Origin of the sequence: Intrasporangium sp. (assembly GCF_039812505.1) — a bacterium.
Classification (GTDB): Bacteria; Actinomycetota; Actinomycetes; order Actinomycetales; family Dermatophilaceae; genus Intrasporangium_A.
Genome location: NZ_JBDIAQ010000062.1, coordinates 1 through 20,390, shown reverse-complemented (window position 1 = coordinate 20,390; position 20,390 = coordinate 1). Strand labels below are relative to the sequence as shown.

The window sequence follows — 20,390 nt, the reverse complement described above, 5'->3', positions numbered from 1 at the left end:
CCGACGCGCTGAAGCTCCTCGCGTCTTGGGTAGCCAGCCAGCCCGAGACCCTTGCGCGGGAGTCGCTGGCCGACTGAGCCAGCCGGGGCCAGGCGTTGTCCCACTGTTCCGTCCGCCCTCGCTGCTGCCTCGTCGACCGGAGTGAGCCGCTGCCGGGGCCGCACCTCCTATTTGTGTATGATGTGTGTTGTGGCACGGTTGAATGTCTATCTTCCGGACGACCTCGCGGCAGCGGCCAAGAAGGCGGGGCTGAACCTCTCCGCTGTCACTCAAGAGGCCGTGAGGCGAGTCCTGGCCGAACGCTCGACCGACGCCTGGCTCGCCGCCGTCGCCGCCACGGCTTCTGGGCGAGCCGTCTCGCACGACCGCGCTCTGGAAGCGATGGACGCGGCCCGCGACGAGGCGCCCACCCGCCATGGCTGAGCTCGTGGTCGATGCCTCGGCGATCGTGGATCTCCTCCTGGGCAACGAGCTGGGTGGTGCCGTCCGCAGCCGGCTGGTGGGTTGCGGGCTGCATGCACCGGCTCACCTCGATGCCGAGGTTCTGTCCGCGTTGGGTCGACTGCACCGAGCAGGGGACATCCGGTCCGGAGACGTCGAGTCGAGGCTCCAGGTGCTCGCCGCTGCACCGATCCGGCGGCACGCGGTGAACGATCTGCTCGTCGACTCCTGGGCACGACGCCATCGGCTGCGGTTGGTCGACGCCCTGTACGTCCAGCTCGCGGTCTCACTCGAGCTTCCCTTGGTCACGACCGACCGCCGCCTGCGCGACGCACCCGCTGTGGACGTGGTCGTGGCGTGACTCTCGACAGGCGTGGCTGATCGCGTCGATCGCGCCCGGCGCAGGTGGCAGCCGGCAGCGGTGCGCAGGTCGACGGCTACGGCCCCTGCCTTGCCTCGACTCATGGTGTGAGGATGAGCCTGCCGTGGACGCCACCCGCTTCCAGGCGCTGATGCGCTTCGGCGGCCTGTCTCATGGGCAGGGTGTCGGCGATCTGCGCCGTCAGGGTGTGGTCGGCGAGGCGCTGGTTCAGTGTTCGCGCGGCGTCGGCCAGATCGGTGGTGGTGGCGTTGCTGATCGCGAACCCGGTCAGGCTCACGTCGTGGGTGTAGGCGGCGCTGACGGGCAGCGGGACGTGCCGTCGCGGCCCGGCGGCGGTCAGCAGGATCCGGCCTCCGCGGGCCATCAGCCCGATCGCCGTGTCGAGGTCGTGGTGGCCCGAGGTGTCCCAGTACACGTCCAGACCGGAGGGCGCGGCCTCGCGGACCTGCTCGGCCATGCTGGGCTCCTTGTAGTCGACCACCACGGCTGCACCCGCAGCGCGAGTCCTGTCCAGGCCGGCCCCGGAGCCGGAGGCGATCACCCGGGCACCGGCCGCGACGGCAAGGCGTACCGCGGCGTGACCGACGTTGCCGGCGCCGCCACCGATGTACACCGTGTCGCCCGGGCCGAGGCGGGCGTGCCGGAACAGACCCAGCCAGGCGGTCGCGGCCATGTGGGCGACTCCGACCGCCTGGACCGGGTCGACCCCCTCCGGCAGGTGGTAGAGCCGGTCGACGGGTACGGCGGCATACTGCGCGAAGGAGCCCTGCCGACCACCATGGCCCAGGCTGTTGCACCACACCGGGTCCCCGACCGCGAAGCCGGCGGCGCCCTCGCCGGTCGCGGCGACGGTGCCGGCGAGGTCGCGGCCGATGATGAACGGGAACGGGGTAGGTGTGCGGTAGGCGCCGGACCGCACGAACGTGTCCACCGGGTTGACCGTGACGGCGTGGACGGCGACCAGCACGTCGGTCGGTCCGATCCGTGGCACGGGCAGCCGCCCATACCGGATCGCGTCGGCCGGTCCCAGCCGTTGCACGTACGCGGCGTCCATCTCCTCCGGCACGTCAGGCACCTGCCGCCCCTGCATCCGTGCCGGGACCCGCTACCTGGACGCCATACGTCTTGGCCCAGGACGCCTGCAGGGCCGCCTCCGTCGCGTGGCCCCACTCGTACGCCGGCGAGTTCACCGGCAAGGCACGCTCGACCATGACCAGCAGCGCCTCGATCGCGGGATATCCGGGCCCCTGCGTGGCGACCAGCCAGTCGTGGATCCACTCGAACACGTCGCTGCCGGGCGCGTGGAACTGCGCGGTGCCCTTGAACCGGTACCCGCGGCGTTTGAGGAAGTCGACCACGTTGACCTCCAGTCGCGGGTCCCGCCGCAGGTTGGCGACCGTACCCGGGGACGCCTGGTTCAAGAACACCAGGTGGTCGTCGTCGTACACCCGAATGGTCCCCTTCGGGGACAGGTTCGGTGACCCGTCCGCGCAGACCGTGGCGACGAACCCCAGCTTGGCACTGTCCACGATCGACCGCATGTCCGCATCGATGACACCCATGGCTACCACTCTCTCCGAGAAAGCTTGCTGCTTGGTGCACTCCTGTGCGGACGATAGACCCTGCGGTTGCGCGGGCCCCTGCCTAGCCCTTGCCCCCGGGATCGTACCGGTCCCGGTGGCGTGTGAGGCCCTAGGCGTGCGTGCCGGCTCGGTCCCCCGTCGTGCCCACCAGGTTCAGTCGAGAATCCAGTCCGGTTGGTCGTGCGCGTCAGGCTGGTAGCTGCACTGCCCACCGGTGTGGATGGTGGTTCTCAGGTACCGGCCCAGGGGCGGATTGACGGTGGTGATCCGGTCGATGCCTGCGGTGATCGCCTTGGTGGCCGCCACTCGGGCGCGTTCGTGGCTGGAGCCCTGGGGCCTTGCCCGTCCGCCGAGCCCGGTGGCGGCAGCGAGTTCGTCGATGAGCGCGCTGCGCTCGGCGTGCAGTGTGTCGCGGCGGCCCAGGTCCGACCAGTCCTCGGCCTCGGCAAGCTCGTGATCAAGGTCGCGGAGGCGTTGGCGGTAGGCATCGACCGCCTGACGATCGAGCAGCCCGCCGAGCCCTGATTGCACGGCGGTGCCGCCCGCGACGGCTCCGACCAGGTCGAGCGCGGCAACCGGCTGGCCGGGCCGACGCAGCAGCTCACGCAGATAGCTGAATCCCCGCAACCCTCGTACCGGTCGGGCGTCGTCGGCGGGACCGACGAGCCAGAGTCCGTCCGCGCTCGGATGCAGCCGGATTCGGCCACGCGCGGCTGGTGACGTGGTGGTTCCGGGCGGCGGCCACCCATTGAGCCGGTCGTGCCACCAACTGGCGCCGAGGCGTTCGTACACGGCGAGAGCCCGTTCACGCAGCCGGCCGGCGGTGTCCGGATCGCCGAGCACGGCCGCTGCGCGCGCGAGGGTGTCGTCGGTGACGCCGTGGAACATGACCGCACCCGCGTTGAACACCGCCCGTCCGGAGTAGGGCATCAGCAGCCGGGTTGCCTGCTCGATGACCTCGCCGTCTCCGGTAGCGAGCGCTGCCTCGAGTACGCACTGCATGGTCAGCAGCCAGTTCACGTCGCGGGGCAGGTCGTCGAGCACGTGCCCGTAGAACGTGCGCACCAGCGCGCGGGAGCGGTCGAGCTGCCCGGCGCCGAGCCAGAGGAAGGCGGCCTCGGCGCACACTGCCGCGGCGCCCTCGGCCAACGCGAACTCCTCGCACTCCTCCGCGACGATCGCGCAGGTGGCGGTGTCGCCGGACTGGACTGCGGAGTAGCCGCGCATCGACTCGACCACCATCCACGCATCGGCGAGCGAGGCACGTTCGGACGCTTGCCGGGCCATGCTGACCAGTCGGGCCGCGGTGTCGGTGCGTCCGCCGAGCAGGTCGAGCATCAGCCGTCGCGAGGCCGCGAAGAACGACGCGCGGGGCGAGTCCTCTGCCAGTCGTTCCAGGGCGCGCATGTGCCGGTGGATCGACTGGATGTCCAACACCTCGCACGCCACCTGCAGCCCCCACAAGTGGGCCTGCAGTCGCGCGTCGGGGTCGAGGACGTGCGCCGCGACCTCGTCGAGTCGGGTGGCCAACTCGGCGCGCTCGTCGAGTTCGTCGGGCCCCCAGCGGGCGGCAAGTGCCGCGTCCAGACAGTCGGCGAGCAGTTCCGGGACTGCCGCGTGCTGTGCGCGCTCCACCGCCTCGTCGGCGAACTGCACCGCGCGTCCGGCGTGACCGGCGTAGGCCCAGCACCGGGCCAGCGCCGCCGCGAGACGGGCGCGGTTCGCGTCGTCGCTGGTGCGCACCAGTGCGTCGTGGAGCTGGGCCGGCAGCTTGCCCGGCTCGGCGCCGAACACGTGCACCGACGCCGCGCCGAGCACGGCCCGCGTGCACCCGGCGATGTCGTCCTCGGCGCGGCAGCGGGTGATCGCCTCGTCGTACAGACGGGCGGCCATCTGCCGACGACCCGCGCCGCGGGCAGCGTCAGCGCGGTCGAGGACGTCGTCGACCGGGACATCACCTACCGGGACATCACCTACCGGGACATCACCTACCGGGACATCACCTACCGAAGGTGGTGGACGCCGCACCATCCTCCATCCTAGGCTTCGGCGTCGCTCAGGGACGGATCAGGCTTTGCCCGGCGTCGCTCAGGGACGGATCAGCCGCACCGCCCGGGCGTGCTCACGCTGTCTGGCTTCGTCCCAGTCACCCGTGCAGTAGACGGACATCTCCACGATGCGGTCGTCCACCACGTCGGCGCGGATCATCTCCCGGGAGTACCACCTCTGCCCCTCGTGGTCCCACCGCTCCGCGAACTCGATGGTGAAGCCGTGGTCGGTCTGTTCGACCCGCTCGACGCGCACTTGCCCCGGGAACGGGTGACTGCCTGCCCGGACGGCCAGGATCTCCTCGGCGGTCGCCGTCTGAACCCGCCACCGTGGCAGCGACACGTCCGCGAAGACGCCCGGCGCGAACAAGGCGTCCGGCGCCGTGCCAGTCTCGAGGAACCGAATCAGGTTCGCTACGGCGACGCTCGTCTCGGGCCGGCGCGCCCTCGTCACGCTCACCGCTGCGCTCCCGACGCGAGCAGGTTCTTCTCCACAACCGACATCGCCGCTGCCAGCTCCGCGGCCGCGCTGAACTCCACGATCGACGTACCGGCCGTCACCAGTGGCAGGTGCCCGGCCGGCGCGTAGTAGGCGTCGCCGGCGACGTAGGTCTCGGCGTGGTCCGGCCACCGCAAGGTGAGCCGACCCGCCGTGACCACCCCCCAGTGTGCGCACGGGCAACGGTCGCCGGGCAGGCCGACGAAGTACGGTGCGGGGTCGGCGTCCTGCTTGAACGTCTCGAAGCTGACGGTGTAGTCGGCAAGCTGTGCGTATCGGCCCTCGATCTGGTCCGCGTCGACCGCGATCGGGGTCGTCCTCCGGTTGGCACTTGGCATGGTGTCCTCCTCGAGTGAAACTGACACCCCTACTGCGTGACAACGGACGGCACATCGTGACCCCGCCTATCACCTCGCGCTCCTGACGTGGCTTGCGCTTGGGCTTCTTCCTCTCGGGTCGGCCCCTGGCCTTGGCGACCTTCGAGCGACCCCGGGGTTCGGGCCGCGATCGGTGCCTCCGAGCCCGTCCACCGGCGTCGAACAAATGTCGAACACGGGTTACAATGGTGGAATGGCTGGATCAATCGGCTTCCGACCGACGCAGGACGACGAACGCATCCTGCGCGATGCTGCTCGCCCAGGTGAGAGCACATCGGACATCTTGCGTCGAGCGCTACGGCTCCTCGATCACGAGAGGTGGCTGGGCCAGTTCCGGGCAGACGCGGAGGCTCTCAAGGACGAGGACCTCAACACCGAACCCGATGCCTGGTGATCCGGGGAGCTGTCTACCGGATCGACCTCGGACCCCACCGCGGCCACGAACAAGGAGGCAGGCGCCTCGGACTGGTGGTCTCCCCCTCCGACTCCCCACTGTCGGTCGCAACGGTGCTCCCCACCTCGACCTCGGCCGGGCCATCCATCCACCGACCAGAGGTTGAGATCGCCGGACGAATGACCCGGCTCCTGGTCGACCAGGTCCGCTCCATCGACACCCGCTACGTCGTGGGCGACCCGGTCGACTACCTCACCCGAGACCAGCTCGGCGAAGTCGAGCTCGCGCTGGCCCACTACCTCGGCGTTCACAATGCCACCTCACCGCATCACCCGTAGCCACAGCCCGATCGTCACGCGGTGCGTGACCAGCGCAGGATCCTCATGTGGCGCGGGATCCTCATGTGGCGAGCGGCGCGGTGGGTCCTCGAGCCTTCCCCGCGCCCCAGGCGACGCAGCACCTGGCGGGCGCGATGGGGACCGAGCCCGAACGGAGCTCGCTGGGCTCAAGCGCAGTGCGAGCACTCCGGATCGCCGGGTCGGCTTCGTCCGAGTGCCCGACGCCCGACAGGTGTCATCCGCCCTTCCGCCTTGAGGCGGTCTGCGATGCGCGCCTCCCGTGACCTGTCCACCGGGCAGAACCACTTCTCGGCGTTCCCGAGCCTGCACGTCGGCTGGTCGGCCGTGTGCGCCTGCGCGGCGTGGCTGGCCATCCGCCGCCCCCGCCCGCGCACAGCGACACTGGTATGGCTGTTCCCGCTCGTGATGGTCGCCGTTGTGATCACACCGGCAACCACTACCTCCTCGACGTGGTCGGCAGCGCAGCCCTCCTGACGATCTCGGTCGTGGCGGCAACGGCGTGGGAACACCACCGGTCACGACCGGCGCACCGACCACGAGCCACATGACGCGTGGGTCCCGTTGCCGCACCCGAGGGCAAAGCCCCGGCGTATCGCACTGTGGTTGCGGGGACGATGTCGGGGCGGGGATGTTCCGCGGCCACGTCGTGATGCTGACATCCCTCCAGCTCCAGGGCGACCTGAGTTCCGTCGCGCAGACGAGCCCCTGGGCCGATGCGGCAGAGATGCATCGGATAGGCGAACGGCGGCGCCTTCCGTACCCCTTGCCCCCGACAGGCGGCGACCAGGTTCAGCTCGCGAAGTCGAAGACCAGCCTCGCTGGGATCCGTCCGGCAAGGATCTCGTCGAAGCACCCGTTGACGTCCTCGAGCGCACGAGGCTCGGCCACGACCCGTGTCCGGCCGCGGGCATGCAGGTCGAAGCAGTCAGCCAGGTCGTTGCGGGTCCCGACGAGCGACCCGATGACCGAGATCCCCTTGAGCACGGTCTCGAACACCGGCAGCTCGACCCGGTTGTCCGCCGGGAGCCCGACCAGCACGAGCCGCCCGTTCGGGTTGAGCGCGGCATGGGCGGCGCGCATGGCCGCGGGCGAGGGCACCGTGACCAGCGCGATGTCGACTCCGCCGAGCGCGTCCAGCTGCTCGGCCTGGTCGTCGCGCGCGTCGACGGTGTGGTCCGCGCCCAGGTCCTTGGCCAGCTGCAGCTTGTCGTCCTCGACGTCGACCGCGACCGTCATGGCCCCGAACAGCTTGGCGTACTGCAGCCCGAGGTGTCCGAGCCCGCCGATGCCGACGACCATGGCAGTCTCGTCGGGCTGCGGGCGGGCCACCTTGAGCGCCTTGTAGGTCGTGACCCCGGCACAGGTCAGCGGGGCCGCGTCGAACGAGGAGACCCCGTCCGGGACCGGCACCACGTGGCTGGCGTGGGCGACGGCGTACTGCGCGTAGGCACCGTCCATCGTGTATCCGGTGTAGGCCGGGGCCGTGCAGTAGGTCTCCCATCCTGCGACGCAGTAGCGGCACCGCCCGCAGGCATGTCCCAGCCAGGGCATCGCCACTCGGTCGCCCACCGAGACCGGCGAGTCGGCCCCGAGGGGTGGACCCACCTCGACGACGCGGCCGACGCCCTCGTGCCCGGGAATGAGCGGGATCTTGGGCTTGACCGGCCAGTCCCCTTGGGCGGCATGGATGTCCGTGTGGCACAGCCCGCAGTTCTCGACGGCGACGAGCACCTGCCCCGGACCGGGGGTCGGTTGCTCGAGATCACGGACCTCCAGCGGTGCCCCGAGAGCGGGGACGACGGCAGCCTTCATGAGTGCCTCCTTGGGGCGAACGCCATTGGATCACAACGTCGTCGGCGACCATACCTGAAAACTACGCGAAGTAGTAGCCCAGGTCGGTTGGGCGTCGCGCGGTCCGCATCGCCTGCCGGGACAGATGGCCACCGGATTCGATGCTGCCTCGATACGAACGTCTGGCGTCGGCCGGCCACGTTTGCCATCGTTGGTCCCAGTCCTCAAACGTCGGCCTGAGATGGCGCTCTTTGGCTGCTATGCACGGCGGATGTCCGACGAGGTCGTGGTCACGGGGTCGTCGACCGGCAGCCTCAGCGTGGGTATGGCGGCGGCCCTGGCACGTCTGACCTGGGCGCCGGTGCGGCTCTGCCCGCTGTCCGACTTGCCCGACGCCAACTGGGTGCCGACGGTGCTGGTGATCGAGGACGTGGAGCGGGCGGGCGGGCCGTTGCACAGCATCCGGCATGCCGGCAGGTGCGTGGCCGTCGGGCCGAGCGGAGCCCTGCCGGTACTGCTGCCCCTGGCCGAGCGGGGCGCCTTCGTGCTGAATGCGGCAGCGCCGTTCGCCGAGCTGGTCGGTCTCGTCGACGAGAAGCTGCGACAGGTGCGGTCGGGCCGGGCCCCGGATCCCCGGTCGGCAGAGCAGCTTCGGCGCCGCGTCGACGAGGCGGCGGCGCTGCGGCGCCTGACTTCGCTCGAGGCGCTGGTGCTGGAGGACCTGATGGACGGGGCCTCGACCGTGGAGATCGCGGAGCGGACGTCCCGCTCCGTCCACACGGTCCGCAGCCACATCAAGGCCGTGCTGAGCAAGCTCGGCGTGAGCTCTCAGGTGGCGGCGGTGGGTATGGCGGAACGTTCCGGTGCCTTCACCGCGCTGGACACCGCCCGGGCGACCTTCGGCGTTACCCGCCACTTCGATCCGATGCGACGGACAAGCGGGACGTATCACCAAATTTGGTGATGTGTACTTCGGTGCTCCGAACCACGATTGGTGCGTCAGGACGATTCCGGCGGGAAGCACCAACCCGCCTGCCACGCAAGGAGGAACACCATGGGACAGACTGTCAAAGAGGTCATCAAGGTCGTCGCGCCGATCGCACTCGAGGCGCTGGCCACGGCGGCCGAGGCGTTGCTCGCGGGGGAAGCGACCAGCACCGCGGTCGGCCGACTCCCTGAGAAGCGCCCCCCGGCAGCCGCCGGCGATCCGGGCTCGGTCATCACCACCGACACGTGGCAGTACTGCGAGGCGAACTTCGCCACCCAGTACGGCTACTACTACCAGGGGCTCCGGTCGCAACCGGTCACCGGCGACCTGCCGATCGCTGCAGCCGAGGACATCATCGTGTGGGAGAAGCAGAACGGCATCAGCGACATCCAGTCCTACCTGCAGTCGGTGTTCAAGGACTCGATCAACGCGGGTGACTCGATCGAGCTGGCCAACAACCTGGGCACGCTGTTCCAGCAGCGGTTCGGCGAGGAGTCGCTCGAGTGGACGCCGTTCTCCAAGCGCTACAACTTCCCGGACGGGCTGATCGTCGACGCGTACATGGTCACCGCGGCCGCGCACGACGTGAATGACAACCCCGCGGGAGTCGCCAGCTACTGCTGGGTCGCCTACAACCACCGGACCGCGTGAGGCGCCGGTCATGCCACTGGTCTACCGCGGCATGAAGCCCGCCCAGGGCGTGGCGGGTCCGCTCGTCGCAGACGACAACGCCAACGCGCTCGGGGTGCGGACCAAACCGCCCTGCAACGCCGCAGATGTGGTGACCTACCAGCAGAACGAGGCCCCGTGGGTCGCCCCGATGGCCGCCAACCCGGATCCGCCGCCGGACCAGGTACCGCAGGGCATCTCGGTCGCCTACGGGTCCGGGTGCAACCTGCCGCCGCACCGTCGGCCCAAGGGTGCACCGTGGAACGGCACCGGTGCGGCCGGGCTGCAGATGTGGCAGCTGGACACCGCGACGCTCGTGCCCCAGCAGCTGGCCGACCGGGCCGCGCCCCTGGACGGTCAGCCGCAGCACGCCGTCATCGCGCCCGCGCAGAACATGGCTCTGGCGACCTATCGTGGGTACATCGCGGCAACTGCCGCCAATTGGGCACTTGCCCCCGCCCCCGCCTCGGCCTGCCCGACCACCACTACAAGCGCTGGAGCCGAGTCCATGGAGCCGAGACTGCAGCAGCTGGCCGAGTCGGTCGGCGCGGGTGCCCCCGCAGCGGGGCTGGTCACTGCGCTGCTGGAGGCCAACGCCCGAGGAGTCACCGCCACCACGCTGGTCGCCGGGCTGGAGGCGGCCGCCGCGCGGGCGGAGGAGGCCGGCAACGAGGATGGTGCCGAGTCCCTTCGCAGCATCCTCGACCGCATCACCGGCTACTGTGCCCCCGCCGAGCGGATCAGGCTGCGCTGAGCTGCCGGCAGCGGCTGCGGGCCGGGACCGACTCGTGGCCGCTGCAGGCGGAACCCGGCGCGGATGTTCTTGGCCCTCAATGGATGTCGAGCCGCCGGAACGCCACGACGCAGGCCACCGAGAGGACGGTCCCGAGCCCGGCGAGGCTGGCGAGGTCGGCGACCGAGACCCCGCCCTCGAGCTGCCCGTTGCCGACGCTCCAGTAGAACGGGGAGAGCCAGCGGATCCGGTGGACCGTGTCGTTGACCGCGGCGAGCGAGCTGACCAGGTAGGTGGCCGCCGCCAGCCCGGAGGCGACCCCCAGGGCGGTGCCGCGGCTGCCGGTCAGGGCCCCGACCAGCAGCGCCAACGCGCCGAGGTCGAACGCGAGCACGGCCATCGCGATGGTCACGCCGACCAGCGCGCCCCAGCCCGGCACCAGGCCGAAACGAGGACCGGCCAGGCACACGACATACGAGACGGCCGGCACGACGGCGCTGCAGACGAGCAGCGCACCGAGCTTCTCGGCAAGGATGCGCGCCCGGGACAGGGGCTGGGTGGCGAGCAGCCCGAGCATCCCGTCGGCGTCCTGGCCGGCGATCGCGGCCGATCCGTAGCCGATTGTGAGCAGCAGCGCGAGCAGCGGCCCGAAGTTGGCGTACATGTTGGCGTTGAGCCACCCGGCCGGCGTGGTGATCGAGCCGGTGACCCCGAAGGCGGCCGCGGCCGACGGGTTGGCCATGACGAGGGCGTTGAGCGTTGCGTCGTGCTTGAAGGACGGGTAGATGGCGACGACCACGAGCAGGTATGCCGCCGTGCCCAGGGCGGTGCCGAGCAGCATCCGGCGGCGCAGCCGCAGGTCGAGCCGGGACACGTCGGCGCTCACGGTCGTCCTCCTGGGGTCGGGGCGTCGTCGTAGAGCCGCCGGAACAGCTCGTCGAGGTCGGCCGGGTGGGCGGTGAGCGACTCCGGTGCGAGCCGGGCGACGACGGCCAGGACGGGCGCCGCCGGCCCGGTGTAGGTCAGCGTGATGCGGCGCGGACCCGAGGCCAGCACGGTGATCCCGGCCAGCTCGGTGAGCGGACCCGCGTCGACGTCGTGGTCGAAGGTCAGCTCCATCGTGTCCGGGGCGTCGGCGCGCAGGGCCGTCACGGTGTCGTCGGCCACGATCCGGCCCTCACGGATGATCGCGACTCGTCCGGCGACGCGTTGCACCTCGTCGAGGTCGTGCGACGACAGCAGCACGGTGCCCCCGTCTGCGGCGTGCTCCCGGACCAGGGTGGCGAACTCGTCCTGTTGGAGGGGGTCGAGCCCGGAGGTCGGCTCGTCGAGGACGAGCAGCCGCGGCCGGTGCATCAGGGCCAGCACGATGCCGACCTTCTGCTTGTTGCCTTTGGACAGGGACCGGATCGGGCGGTCCGTCTCGACCCCGAGCCGCTCGACCAGCTCGTCGCGGTAGGCGGTGTCGGCTGCGCCACGCATCCGGCCGAACCGGGCGAACACGTCGGCGCCGGTGAGCGCCTCAGGCAGGCGCAGCTCGCCGGGCAGGTAGCCCACTTCCCGCAGGTAGCCGGCGGCGCCGTGGGTCGGGTCGCGGCCCAGCGTGCGGACCCGCCCGCTCGTCGGCCGGTAGAGGCCGAGCAGGCACCGGATCGTCGTCGACTTGCCCGCCCCGTTCGGGCCGAGGAAACCGAACACCTGCCCCTGCTCGACCACGAGGCTGACGCCGGTGATCCCGCGTCGGGAGCCGAAGGACTTGGTCAGGTCCTCGGCCAGGACCGGTGGGCTGGTCATCGTCGGCTCCGGGCGCCGGCCAGGGCCACGACGGCGGTGACCAGGTGCCGGTAGGTCGCCGAGCGGTAGGCCAGCTCGACGGCCGCCCGCACGCCGGGCCGGTCCAGCGCGGCCGCGAGCTCCATCAGGCCGGCGGCGGCCGCCGGGTCGGTCCGGTAGGCCAGGTCGAGCATTCGCGCGACCAGATCCTCGAGCCGGTCCCGCTGGTCCGATGAGAGCTGCGGGCCGGCTGCCCGGTCGATCCGGTGGACCTGCTCCATGAGGTCGCAGAGCTCGTCCAGTGGCCCCTCGTGCAGTGCGTCGACGAGCCGGAGCAGGTCCGCCGGGAGCGGGACGCGGTAGCACGCGAGCTCGAGCAGGTCACGCTCCCGCGCGATCGCCGCGTGCAGCTCGGGTGACAGCGGCCGGTCGAGCAGCGTGGCGTACATCCGGACCAGGGCGTCCGGCAGCGGGGACAGCCGCCCGTGGGCGCGCACCTGCTCGAGCAGGTTGGCCACCCGGTCCCGCTGGGCGACCAGGTCCGCGATCCGGGCGTCGATGGAGGCCTGCACGGCCGTGAGGTCCTGCTCGAGCGCCTGCTGCTCGTGGCCGGTCCGCGCGGGACCGAGCAGGTGCGACACCTCCGCCAGCGGCACCCCGGACTCGGCCAGCCAGCGGATGCGCATGAGCCGGACCAGGTGCGCGAACCCGTAGGAGCGCCAGGAGGTGCCCGGCCCGGGCACGGGCAGCAGGCCGAGCTGGTGGTAGTAGCGGACCGTGCGCACCGTCGTGTCGGCCAGGTCGGCGAGATCCTTGACGCGCATGGGCCTATCGTGCGGTGTGACGTGACGTCACTGTCAACGTCCGATCACCACGACCGGCGAAGGGTCGGCAGCAGCATGCAGCCGGCCGCGCCCGGAGCGCCGTCAGCACTGGGCGCCATCACCACCGCAGCTCAGTGCAGCGTGCCCCCGGGCTCGTCGACGTCGTCCGGTGCGTCGAGCGCGGTGCGTGCCGCGATGGACAGCGCACGCGCGATGTCGGCCAGGGGCAGCTCGGGTTCGCCGTGTGGCGCCTGGCCGGTGGCCCAGGGGACGTGGATGAAGCCGGCCCGCACGCGCGCCGAGGCCGCGTCCATGGCGTGGGCGAACACGTTGTTGCACACGAACGTGCCCGCCGAGAGCGAGAGCTCACAGGGGATGTGCGCGGCCCGCACGTCCCGGACGATCCGTTTGACGGGCAGCGTCGCGAACCAGGCCGGCGGCCCGCCCGGGACGCTCGGGCCGCTGCTGGGTTGTGCGCCGGCGTTGTCCGGGATCCGCGCATCCCGCAGGTTCACGGCCACCCGCTCCACGCCGATGCTGCTGCGGCCACCGGCGACACCGACGGCGATCACGACTTCCGGGTCGTGCTCGGCCAGCAGGGCACGCAGGCGGGGACCCGAGCCGGCGAAGGTCACCGGCAGGATGCCGACGGCCAGCGGCTCCGGCCCTCGCCACCGGTCCGCGGCCAGGCGCACCGCGTCCGCGGACGGGTTCGCGGCAGCGCCGCCGAACGGCTCGAAACCGGTGAGCAGTACTCCTGTCATGTGCCACCTCCCGCATCGGTCCACAGGCCAGGCCCGTGGATGCTTTCCTTGACAAGTGACCATCGCCCAGATCGCCCGCCGCGTCGACCCCCGTGGCGAGGTCCGGGCCTGCCGCCGAAGCGCACAGGGCGGCCCGGCTCACGACGTCTTCCTCCCTGACTCGCAGGCCCGTCCGTGATCCTGCCGCCGGTGCGCGACCCCCGACTGGTCACCATCCGCCGGGGCGGCACCCTGACCGACGAGCACCACCAGCTGCTCGCCCTCTGGGCCGCCGCCTGCGCGGAGCACGTCCTCTCGCTCTTCGAGGCAACCGCCCCGGGTGACCCACGACCCCGAGCCGCGGTCGAGGCCGCCCGGACCTGGGCACGCGGTGAGCTGACCATGATGCGCACCCGCGCGCTCGGCGGGCACGCCATGGCAGCGGCGCGTCCGCTGCGGGGCGCGCCACGCTTCGCCGCGTATGCCGCCGGCCAGGCCGCCGTCGTCGCGCACGTTCCCGAGCACGACCTCGGCGCGGCCGCCTACGCGATCAAGGCCGCCCGGGTCTCCGTCACCCCGGCCGAGGCGCAGGACGCCGGGTCGTACGAGTGCAGGTGGCAGCGTGAGCAGCTGCCCATGGCGATCCGGGCGCTCGTGATCGAGGACCAAGCGCGCCGCAACGACCTGTGCTGGTCGGTGTTCGACTGTTGACGGTGTTCGACTGCTGACCCGCGCAGCTGCCGGCGTCAGCCGGCCTGGTCCCGGTCGCCGAACTCGCCCACGATCTGGGTCATCGTGCGGGCCACGCAGTCGGAGTCGCAGCGGTCGGCAAGGTAGCCCGACCCGCAGGTGTAGATCTCGGCCAGGGCCCCCTCGAGCTCCTGCGCCGCCGGGCTGAGCGGAGCGCGAGCACTGCCGGCCTGCCCGCGGGCCTGCTCGTCGCTGACGTACGCCTGCACCGCGCGCACCATGGTGTGCGCCATGTCGTCCGCGTCCCGTCGCCCGGACAGGAACTCCGGGCCGAGCACCAGCACGGGGGAGATTGCCGCCCGCATGCGTTGGGCCTGTTCGTCCAGCTTCGTCGATTCCGTCACTGTGTACCACCTTCTCGGTTCCATTCTCCCACTGGCCGGCCGGGGCCCGCACGACCGCCGGGGCCCGCACGACCGCCGGGTCCCCGGGGCCGATGTGCCCGGCCGCCCACCCGCGTCGGTGTGCCGCCCAGCCGGCTCGGCGGCATACCCGGGCCGGGGGCGGGTAGGTGATGACGAGCAGGCGTGCTCCGGCCCGGGGGGACCGAGCGCTCCGCCCGCCCGGGGAGCAGGGTGGATGCTGGAGGAGAGCGCGAAGGAGAGAGAGCATGCGGGAGCTGTTGAGGCACGGACCGATCGGTGAGCTGGACGTGACGCAGTGGTTCGGCGACCCGCCGGCGGAGTCGATGACGGCGCTGCGCGGCCGGGTCGTGGCGATCGAGGCCTTCCAGATGCTGTGCCCCGGCTGCGTGACGCACGGACTGCCGCAGGCCACGCGCCTGCACCGGACCTTCGGACCGGAGCTGGTCGTCATCGGGCTGCACACCGTCTTCGAGCACCACCATGTCACCGGGCCGCAGGCGCTGCGGGCCTTCCTCTACGAGTACCGAATCCCGTTCCCGGTCGCGGTCGACCGCCCCCAGGAGCTCGGTATCCCGGCGACCATGGACCGCCTCGGGCTGCAGGGCACGCCGACCCTGCTACTGGTCGACAAGACCGGCCAGATCCGGCTCAAGGCGTTCGGCCAGGTCGAGGACCTGCCGCTCGGCGCCGCCGTCGACCACCTGCTGACCGAGCCGGTGTGACGCCGGGCGCCGGGGCCGGCCCCGTCGGGTCCGCGGCCGACGTGGTCAGCCGGACGCGCCCAGCACGGCCTCGCGCACCCGCGGCAGCGGCACCCGCTCGCCGGGCGCGACGTCGAGCAGGCGGGTCAGGGCGGGGTCGTCCAACGGCGCGGTGATGGTGCCGGCGCGGAACAGGAACGCCACCTCCACGATGTCGTACCGTCGCTCGCCCTCGCCCGCGGCGAACCGCGAGCCGCCGGAACGGAACCCGCAGTCGGCCATCGCGAAGGTGCGCTGCGTGCGCTCGGCCCGGTCCCAGGTGCGCACCGACCAGACCACGTCGGCCACCTGCTGGCCGTAGGCGGCGAAGTTGCCGGTGACGGCATCGGCGACGGTGCCCGCGAGACCGGCGAGCGCGGTGACCCCGGTCCAGCCCTCGCGTGCGGCCCGCTCGACGAGGTCCCCCCACTCCTCGGCGGCAGCGACGGTGACGCTCACGCCCCCGGAGAAGCAGAGGTTGTCGGCCTCGCAACCGGAGGCGTCCACGGCGACGCCCTGGATCCCGCTGTGCCGCAGGCGTTCCGCGCCGAGGGCCGTCACGGCGAGGACGCGGCTGCCGGGCGTCCGTGCGACCCAGCCGGCCGCCAGCAGCGCGTCGAGGACGGCGGCGCCCAGCTTGCCGGCCAGGTGCGGGCGGTGCTCGGTCCAGTCCAGGCACTGCCGCAGGTCGGGGCGCCGCGAGGCGGTGTCGAGGTGGACGTCGAGGCCGAGGGCCTGCGAGACCTGCGCGGCGGCGTCGTCCGCGAGCCGCCAGGAGTCACCCTCCTCCAGCACCCAGCCGCGCTGGACCGCCGCGCGGGCCAAGGCGGTGCCGAGCCGTCCGGCGGGATGGTCGTAGCAGCTGCGGGCCGCCCGCAGCGGCCCGGAGCGGGGTGCGTGGTTGCTCATGGCTCCATGGTAGGAAGGCCGGCTGGGAGCGTTGCCCTCTGCGCGGGCCACCCCGCCCGGACAGAGGTATGCCGCCGAGGGAGCTCGGCGGCATACCGGACAATGGCGGCGGGGCGAGCGCCCCGCGTCCTGCTCAGCCCGCGGCGAAGGGGCGGTCCGGCAGGTCGGTGTGGACCGCGACGTTCATCCGGTTCCAGACGTTGATCGCGGTGATCGCCATGAGCAGCAGCACGGTCTCCTTGTCGTCGAACACGGCGGTCAGCTCGTGCCAGACGTCGTCGGTGACGCCGTCCTGGCTGATCAGCGTGACCTGCTCGGTAAAGGCGAGCGCGGCCTGCTCACGACGGGTGAACAGCGCCGGGGCCTCACGCCACGCGGCGAGCACGTCGAGCTGGCGCTGGTCGATACCTGCCTTGCGTGCCTCGGCGACGTGCATGTCCAGGCACCAGGCGCAGTGGTTGATCTGGGACGCCCGGATCTTGGCGAGCAGGGCCACCCGCTCGTCCAGCTTCCCGGCGTGTACGTACTTCTCCAGGGCCAAGACGGCGGTGTAGGCGTCGGGGTCGACGTCGTGGATGGAGAGTCTCTGTGTCACGGAAGTGACACCTCCTTTTGAGGATTCAAGCAATTCCGACACTTCGATCGTACGCCTCGGATCGGGTCCGAGCGCCTGGCCGCGCTGCGAGCGAATCCAAAACCGTTGTGGGCGTGAGTGATTCGCTGCCGAGCAGGAGAATGGGCGAACTGGTCGGTGCACGCCGACCGTGGATGGCGCGCGGGCCCGTCACGCCCTGCCGACGATGTCCCGGGCGGACGACGACGCACACGATGCTCCACACCGGCAGGTCGTCGACCGGCCGGATGAGCCGCGAGCGGACCAGCCGGGTGATCTCGGCCCGGGGACCGATGCTGCACCATCCGGCCGGCCGGCCGGCCCGGTAGGCCACCACCCCGGGCGGGTGCGGCCGCTCGCAGAGCCGCCGCATCGCGCACGCTCGCGACTGCCCTCGCCCAGCTCCTCGATCTCGGCAGCGCCGATCCGGTGCGACAGGCACCAGCAATGGGTCGGGCGGCGGGTCCCGGTCGGCGTCACACTGGATGGATGGGCACTGGGTGGATGGCGACCGAGCGCACGGTGGTCCTGATCCGGCACGGGAAGTCCGACTGGTCCGGCGACGAGGCCGACATCGACCGGCCGCTGGCCGCACGGGGCCGGCGCCAGGCGCGGGAGTCCGGCCGCTGGCTGGCCGCGCACACGGAGCCCATCGAGCTGGCCGTCGTTTCCCCGGCCCGCCGCGCGCAGGGGACGTGGGAGGTCGTCGCGGCCGAGCTGCGCCACCCGCCGCCGGTCCGCATCGACGAGCGGGTGTATGCCGCCGCCGGCCGCACCCTCGCGGCTGTCGTTCGCGGGCTCCCGGAGGGTCTTGCCACGGTGGCGCTCGTCGGCCACAACCCCGCGGTCGAGCAGCTGGCCGCCATACTGACCGGCGAGTGGGTCGCGATGCCCACCTCGACCGTGGCGGTGATCACCTGGCCCGGGCCCTGGTCGGCGGCCGGTGAGAGCAGCGCGGTGCTGCGGGCGTCGGGCCGGCCACCGCAGGAGTGACTCGACGCCGACCCGAGGTGAGCGGGCCTGACAGGGGGACCTGCGGTGGGTACAGTCCGGCGTCGTGGCGCTGCACTGGTACTCCGTGGTCCTCGACTCCTACGACGTGCGCGCCCAGGCCCGGTGGTGGGCCGAGACGCTCGACTGGGCGATCGTCTACGAGTCGGCGGACGAGGCGGGCATCGCGCCGCGCTGGGTCGACGCCGAGGCCCGTGTCCCCGCGCAGGACTGGGACCGCCTGCCGCAGGGGCTCGTGTTCGTGACCGTGCCCGAGGACAAGCAGGTCAAGAACCGGCTGCACCTCGAGCTGGCGCCGCACCCGTCCCAGGACCGGGACGCGCACATCGCGGAGCTGATCGCCCGCGGTGCCCGCCGGGTCGACGTCGGCCAGTCGCCGCAGGCGTCCTGGACGGTGCTGGCCGACCCGGAGGGCAACGAGTTCTGCGTGTTGTCTGCCCGCGACCGCTGACCGTTCGCACGGGTCGGGTCGTTCGGACGGGGGAGCGACACGGTCGCTCGACTGGATGACCCTCGATGCGCAGGCTGGTTCCCGGTGCGCGATCACAGCAGCTGGATGCGGCACCGTGGTGCGGTCGCCCGAGCGAGCCGGGCATCGGTGGAGGACGGCATGGGCAGGGACTACTCGACGATGACCGTCAGCGAGCTTGAGGACCTCAAGTCGCTGGTGCTCGGCCGGATCACGAACGTGCCGGCGTTCCGGCGGGGCTCGCTGCAGGGCGGCGAGGTCTCGAACGCGACCGGCAGCAACATGCTCCTCGACCTCGCGTCCGCGCTCCTGCCAGCGCTCCGCCCAGAACCACTGCTGTTCGGCGGGGCCGGAAGTGCGGCACGCAGCTCGAGGACGCCGCCGGCGCGCTCGGTGAGCTCCGGCTGCGCTCCGGGCCGGTCCAGGTACAACAGGCGACGGATGTCGGTCGGGAGAGCGACGAGCTGCGGCCCTGCACGCCGAGGTAGCGGTGCGCCGTGACGTCCGTGCTTCAGGCTAGCCAAACACCGCCCTGCAGTACTACGACTCTGCTGCAACACACTCAAGGGAGATCGTCAGGTGGCGACCGCGCCGTGTCGGCCCGCGGTTGGCGGCGGGTTCGGGGAGAACGGATGAGAGGCCTCTCATGGTGTCGTCACCGCTGCCTCACAACGGCGCGTCACGCTGACGATGAGGACGAACACCCTTGACCAGAGGAGGCGTCAGTCGTGCACAAGCCCGTAGCCAACCAGACCTCGTCCATCGGGACCCCGTGGACCCGGACCCCCTCCGCACAAACCCGGTCGGCCGAGGTCCAGCCGACCGAGACGACATACACCGAGACAACACGCGCGGTGGGACGCCGGGCGACCCGTCGCCCGGCACAGCTGGCCGGAGCGGCTCTGGTGGTGGCACTGGCCAGCGCCTGCGGGTCGTCCGGGGAGTCACCCGCGCCGGCGAACGGGATCACGTCGACGACCAGTGCCACCACGGGAACGCCGACCTTGCCGAGCGGCACGTCCGCACTGGCAGTGACCACGCCGGCCACGACGCCGACCTCGGCCGCATCGGCCCGGCCCGCCGGCGCCCAGCAGGCCGTCAGCGCGGGTAGCACCGCGCGGTCCGCGGTCGCCGGAGGGACCGTGGTCTCGATCGACCTCGACCGAGACCGCAACCTCTGGGAGGTGGACCTCGTCACCAACGGCGGGGTGCAGCACGAGGTGCACGTCTCCCGCGAGGGCACGAAGGTGGTGTCCGGGCCGCGCATCGAGCAGCAGAGCGCCGAGGACAAGGCGGAGAACGTGCGGGCCGCGCAGGCCGCAACACTGGACTACCGGAAGGCTGCCGCGGCCGTGCTCGCCGCCCGACCGGACACGATCACGGAGCTGAACCTCGACGATCATCGCGGCACGATCGTGTGGGAGGCCGACGTCACGAGCTCGGGCACGACCTACGAGGTGCTGATCGACGCCGGGTCGGGAAAGGTCCTGCAGAACAAGCCCGGCTCAGGTGAGCACGACTGACGTCACTGCCCAGGGGTGGTGCGTCACCCGTCACAACGCTCCCTTGCGGTGTTGGTAGAGGCAGGGCCGGGCGCGGCATGCTCTTCAGGTTTGCGTTGAGTGGCCGCGGTCGAGCCAGTCGTGAAGGAACGCGCCGAACAGTTCGGGCCGCTCGTGCACGAGTGCATGGCCTGCCTCGTCGACGACCGCGAGGGTGGCGTCCGGATATCGATCCAGCAGGCCGACAGCGCCGGCATAGCCGGGCCGCCGATCAGCTCCGGGTGGCAGGCGGCGACTCCGCGGGCGAGGTAGGCACCATAGGAGAGTGGCCGAGCAGCATGACCACACCGGCGGCACGCCGGGTGATGAACTCGCCCAGGAGCGTGACCACGTCGTCAGTGCTTGCAGCCCGACAACGGCCGTCCCG

26 protein-coding genes are annotated in these 20,390 nt (G+C 71.6%); 12 read left to right on the top strand and 14 right to left on the bottom strand.

Annotated features, from left to right (window positions below):
* Positions 1 to 189 precede the first annotated feature (189 nt).
* Together WMI84_RS09960 and WMI84_RS09955 are read left to right on the top strand one after the other, a co-directional pair.
* Positions 190 to 423 carry a type II toxin-antitoxin system CcdA family antitoxin gene (locus WMI84_RS09960; protein ID WP_347352693.1) on the top strand — a complete coding sequence of 78 codons (234 nt, stop codon included), beginning with the start codon at positions 190 to 192 and terminating at the stop codon, positions 421 to 423.
* Positions 416 to 802 (top strand): type II toxin-antitoxin system VapC family toxin, encoded by a 387-nt coding sequence (locus WMI84_RS09955; protein ID WP_347352691.1) that lies wholly within the window; start codon positions 416 to 418, stop codon positions 800 to 802. The genes WMI84_RS09960 and WMI84_RS09955 overlap by 8 nt, the downstream gene beginning before the upstream one ends.
* Positions 803 to 902: 100 nt before the next feature.
* Here the strand turns inward: WMI84_RS09955 and WMI84_RS09950 are convergent, their stop codons facing one another.
* The 5 genes from WMI84_RS09950 to WMI84_RS09930 all read right to left on the bottom strand — a co-directional run bounded on the left by WMI84_RS09950 (position 903) and on the right by WMI84_RS09930 (position 5,291).
* On the bottom strand, positions 903 to 1,898 hold the full coding sequence (locus WMI84_RS09950; protein ID WP_347352689.1) for an NADPH:quinone reductase: 996 nt from the start codon (positions 1,896 to 1,898) through the stop codon (positions 903 to 905).
* Positions 1,891 to 2,385, bottom strand: coding sequence for a pyridoxamine 5'-phosphate oxidase family protein (locus WMI84_RS09945; protein ID WP_347352687.1), 495 nt, complete (start codon positions 2,383 to 2,385; stop codon positions 1,891 to 1,893). Before WMI84_RS09945 ends, WMI84_RS09950 begins: the two co-directional genes overlap by 8 nt.
* Before the next feature lie 174 nt (positions 2,386 to 2,559).
* Positions 2,560 to 4,299 (bottom strand): hypothetical protein, encoded by a 1,740-nt coding sequence (locus tag WMI84_RS09940; RefSeq protein WP_347352685.1) that lies wholly within the window; start codon positions 4,297 to 4,299, stop codon positions 2,560 to 2,562.
* 195 nt (positions 4,300 to 4,494) lie between these two features.
* Positions 4,495 to 4,914, bottom strand: coding sequence for a hypothetical protein (locus WMI84_RS09935; RefSeq protein WP_347352683.1), 420 nt, complete (start codon positions 4,912 to 4,914; stop codon positions 4,495 to 4,497).
* The gene (locus WMI84_RS09930; protein WP_347352681.1) at positions 4,911 to 5,291 is read right to left on the bottom strand and encodes a hypothetical protein; all 381 of its coding nucleotides are present in this window, start codon (positions 5,289 to 5,291) and stop codon (positions 4,911 to 4,913) included. Before WMI84_RS09930 ends, WMI84_RS09935 begins: the two co-directional genes overlap by 4 nt.
* A gap of 357 nt (positions 5,292 to 5,648) precedes the next feature.
* Here WMI84_RS09930 and WMI84_RS09925 point away from each other — a divergent pair, with 357 nt between their 5' ends.
* Complete coding sequence (locus WMI84_RS09925) at positions 5,649 to 6,062, top strand: type II toxin-antitoxin system PemK/MazF family toxin (protein ID WP_347352679.1); 414 nt, start codon at positions 5,649 to 5,651, stop codon at positions 6,060 to 6,062.
* A 267-nt stretch (positions 6,063 to 6,329) separates the two neighbouring features.
* A complete protein-coding gene (locus WMI84_RS09920) occupies positions 6,330 to 6,557 on the top strand; it encodes a phosphatase PAP2 family protein (RefSeq protein ID WP_347352677.1) in 228 nt (75 codons plus the stop codon).
* A 315-nt stretch (positions 6,558 to 6,872) separates the two neighbouring features.
* Here the strand turns inward: WMI84_RS09920 and WMI84_RS09915 are convergent, their stop codons facing one another.
* The gene (locus WMI84_RS09915; RefSeq protein ID WP_347352676.1) at positions 6,873 to 7,895 is read right to left on the bottom strand and encodes a zinc-dependent alcohol dehydrogenase; all 1,023 of its coding nucleotides are present in this window, start codon (positions 7,893 to 7,895) and stop codon (positions 6,873 to 6,875) included.
* Positions 7,896 to 8,145: 250 nt separating this feature from the next.
* Here WMI84_RS09915 and WMI84_RS09910 point away from each other — a divergent pair, with 250 nt between their 5' ends.
* The 3 genes from WMI84_RS09910 to WMI84_RS09900 all read left to right on the top strand — a co-directional run bounded on the left by WMI84_RS09910 (position 8,146) and on the right by WMI84_RS09900 (position 10,285).
* A complete protein-coding gene (locus tag WMI84_RS09910) occupies positions 8,146 to 8,838 on the top strand; it encodes a helix-turn-helix transcriptional regulator (RefSeq protein WP_347352674.1) in 693 nt (230 codons plus the stop codon).
* A gap of 90 nt (positions 8,839 to 8,928) precedes the next feature.
* Entirely contained in the window at positions 8,929 to 9,513 is a 585-nt protein-coding gene (locus WMI84_RS09905; RefSeq protein ID WP_347352673.1) for a hypothetical protein, read from the top strand.
* 10 nt (positions 9,514 to 9,523) lie between these two features.
* Entirely contained in the window at positions 9,524 to 10,285 is a 762-nt protein-coding gene (locus WMI84_RS09900) for a hypothetical protein (RefSeq protein ID WP_347352671.1), read from the top strand.
* A 76-nt stretch (positions 10,286 to 10,361) separates the two neighbouring features.
* On the opposite strand, the gene WMI84_RS09895 is transcribed toward WMI84_RS09900, so the two are convergent.
* The 4 genes from WMI84_RS09895 to pcp form a co-directional block, all read right to left on the bottom strand.
* Positions 10,362 to 11,150, bottom strand: a complete 789-nt coding sequence (locus WMI84_RS09895) for an ABC transporter permease subunit (protein WP_347352669.1) — start codon at positions 11,148 to 11,150, stop codon at positions 10,362 to 10,364.
* Entirely contained in the window at positions 11,147 to 12,058 is a 912-nt protein-coding gene (locus WMI84_RS09890; protein WP_347352667.1) for an ABC transporter ATP-binding protein, read from the bottom strand. Before WMI84_RS09890 ends, WMI84_RS09895 begins: the two co-directional genes overlap by 4 nt.
* Entirely contained in the window at positions 12,055 to 12,861 is an 807-nt protein-coding gene (locus tag WMI84_RS09885) for a MerR family transcriptional regulator (RefSeq protein WP_347352665.1), read from the bottom strand. The genes WMI84_RS09890 and WMI84_RS09885 overlap by 4 nt, the downstream gene beginning before the upstream one ends.
* 131 nt (positions 12,862 to 12,992) lie before the next feature.
* On the bottom strand, positions 12,993 to 13,625 hold the full coding sequence (pcp, locus tag WMI84_RS09880; RefSeq protein WP_347352663.1) for a pyroglutamyl-peptidase I: 633 nt from the start codon (positions 13,623 to 13,625) through the stop codon (positions 12,993 to 12,995).
* Positions 13,626 to 13,799: 174 nt separating this feature from the next.
* Here pcp and WMI84_RS09875 point away from each other — a divergent pair, with 174 nt between their 5' ends.
* Positions 13,800 to 14,315, top strand: coding sequence for a putative immunity protein (locus tag WMI84_RS09875; RefSeq protein ID WP_347352661.1), 516 nt, complete (start codon positions 13,800 to 13,802; stop codon positions 14,313 to 14,315).
* 35 nt (positions 14,316 to 14,350) lie between these two features.
* On the opposite strand, the gene WMI84_RS09870 is transcribed toward WMI84_RS09875, so the two are convergent.
* Positions 14,351 to 14,698: a hypothetical protein gene (locus tag WMI84_RS09870; RefSeq protein ID WP_347352659.1), complete on the bottom strand. Its 348-nt coding sequence runs from the start codon at positions 14,696 to 14,698 to the stop codon at positions 14,351 to 14,353.
* Between the two features lie 266 nt (positions 14,699 to 14,964).
* Between WMI84_RS09870 and WMI84_RS09865 the strand changes: the two genes are divergently transcribed.
* Complete coding sequence (locus tag WMI84_RS09865; protein WP_347352658.1) at positions 14,965 to 15,441, top strand: TlpA family protein disulfide reductase; 477 nt, start codon at positions 14,965 to 14,967, stop codon at positions 15,439 to 15,441.
* 45 nt (positions 15,442 to 15,486) lie between these two features.
* Here WMI84_RS09865 and WMI84_RS09860 read toward each other — a convergent pair whose 3' ends face one another.
* The 3 genes from WMI84_RS09860 to WMI84_RS09850 all read right to left on the bottom strand — a co-directional run bounded on the left by WMI84_RS09860 (position 15,487) and on the right by WMI84_RS09850 (position 17,354).
* The gene (locus tag WMI84_RS09860; protein ID WP_347352656.1) at positions 15,487 to 16,368 is read right to left on the bottom strand and encodes a hypothetical protein; all 882 of its coding nucleotides are present in this window, start codon (positions 16,366 to 16,368) and stop codon (positions 15,487 to 15,489) included.
* A 133-nt stretch (positions 16,369 to 16,501) separates the two neighbouring features.
* Positions 16,502 to 16,963 (bottom strand): carboxymuconolactone decarboxylase family protein, encoded by a 462-nt coding sequence (locus WMI84_RS09855; protein WP_347352654.1) that lies wholly within the window; start codon positions 16,961 to 16,963, stop codon positions 16,502 to 16,504.
* Between the two features lie 25 nt (positions 16,964 to 16,988).
* Entirely contained in the window at positions 16,989 to 17,354 is a 366-nt protein-coding gene (locus WMI84_RS09850; protein ID WP_347352652.1) for a GNAT family N-acetyltransferase, read from the bottom strand.
* A gap of 116 nt (positions 17,355 to 17,470) precedes the next feature.
* On the opposite strand from WMI84_RS09850, the gene WMI84_RS09845 reads away from it, so the two are divergent.
* From WMI84_RS09845 to WMI84_RS09835, 3 genes are all read left to right on the top strand, one after another.
* Positions 17,471 to 17,974 carry a histidine phosphatase family protein gene (locus tag WMI84_RS09845; protein ID WP_347352650.1) on the top strand — a complete coding sequence of 168 codons (504 nt, stop codon included), beginning with the start codon at positions 17,471 to 17,473 and terminating at the stop codon, positions 17,972 to 17,974.
* A gap of 64 nt (positions 17,975 to 18,038) precedes the next feature.
* Positions 18,039 to 18,443 (top strand): VOC family protein, encoded by a 405-nt coding sequence (locus WMI84_RS09840; RefSeq protein WP_347352648.1) that lies wholly within the window; start codon positions 18,039 to 18,041, stop codon positions 18,441 to 18,443.
* 746 nt (positions 18,444 to 19,189) lie between these two features.
* A complete protein-coding gene (locus WMI84_RS09835) occupies positions 19,190 to 19,984 on the top strand; it encodes a PepSY domain-containing protein (RefSeq protein ID WP_347352646.1) in 795 nt (264 codons plus the stop codon).
* The last annotated feature ends 406 nt before the right edge of the window (positions 19,985 to 20,390 follow it).

Bases quoted from the DNA above. Each gene is read 5' to 3' on its own strand.
- WMI84_RS09955 (WP_347352691.1), top strand. From the start codon at position 416: ATGGCTGAGCTCGTGGTCGATGCCTCGGCGATCGTGGATCTCCTCCTG.
- WMI84_RS09945 (WP_347352687.1), bottom strand. From the start codon at position 2,385: ATGGGTGTCATCGATGCGGACATGCGGTCGATCGTGGACAGTGCCAAG.
- WMI84_RS09940 (WP_347352685.1), bottom strand. From the start codon at position 4,299: ATGGCCGCCCGTCTGTACGACGAGGCGATCACCCGCTGCCGCGCCGAG.
- WMI84_RS09930 (WP_347352681.1), bottom strand. From the start codon at position 5,291: ATGCCAAGTGCCAACCGGAGGACGACCCCGATCGCGGTCGACGCGGAC.
- WMI84_RS09920 (WP_347352677.1), top strand. From the start codon at position 6,330: ATGCGCGCCTCCCGTGACCTGTCCACCGGGCAGAACCACTTCTCGGCG.
- WMI84_RS09915 (WP_347352676.1), bottom strand. From the start codon at position 7,895: ATGAAGGCTGCCGTCGTCCCCGCTCTCGGGGCACCGCTGGAGGTCCGT.
- WMI84_RS09910 (WP_347352674.1), top strand. From the start codon at position 8,146: ATGTCCGACGAGGTCGTGGTCACGGGGTCGTCGACCGGCAGCCTCAGC.
- WMI84_RS09905 (WP_347352673.1), top strand. From the start codon at position 8,929: ATGGGACAGACTGTCAAAGAGGTCATCAAGGTCGTCGCGCCGATCGCA.
- WMI84_RS09900 (WP_347352671.1), top strand. From the start codon at position 9,524: ATGCCACTGGTCTACCGCGGCATGAAGCCCGCCCAGGGCGTGGCGGGT.
- WMI84_RS09890 (WP_347352667.1), bottom strand. From the start codon at position 12,058: ATGACCAGCCCACCGGTCCTGGCCGAGGACCTGACCAAGTCCTTCGGC.
- WMI84_RS09885 (WP_347352665.1), bottom strand. From the start codon at position 12,861: ATGCGCGTCAAGGATCTCGCCGACCTGGCCGACACGACGGTGCGCACG.
- pcp (WP_347352663.1), bottom strand. From the start codon at position 13,625: ATGACAGGAGTACTGCTCACCGGTTTCGAGCCGTTCGGCGGCGCTGCC.
- WMI84_RS09865 (WP_347352658.1), top strand. From the start codon at position 14,965: ATGCGGGAGCTGTTGAGGCACGGACCGATCGGTGAGCTGGACGTGACG.
- WMI84_RS09860 (WP_347352656.1), bottom strand. From the start codon at position 16,368: ATGAGCAACCACGCACCCCGCTCCGGGCCGCTGCGGGCGGCCCGCAGC.
- WMI84_RS09850 (WP_347352652.1), bottom strand. From the start codon at position 17,354: ATGCGGCGGCTCTGCGAGCGGCCGCACCCGCCCGGGGTGGTGGCCTAC.
- WMI84_RS09845 (WP_347352650.1), top strand. From the start codon at position 17,471: ATGGGCACTGGGTGGATGGCGACCGAGCGCACGGTGGTCCTGATCCGG.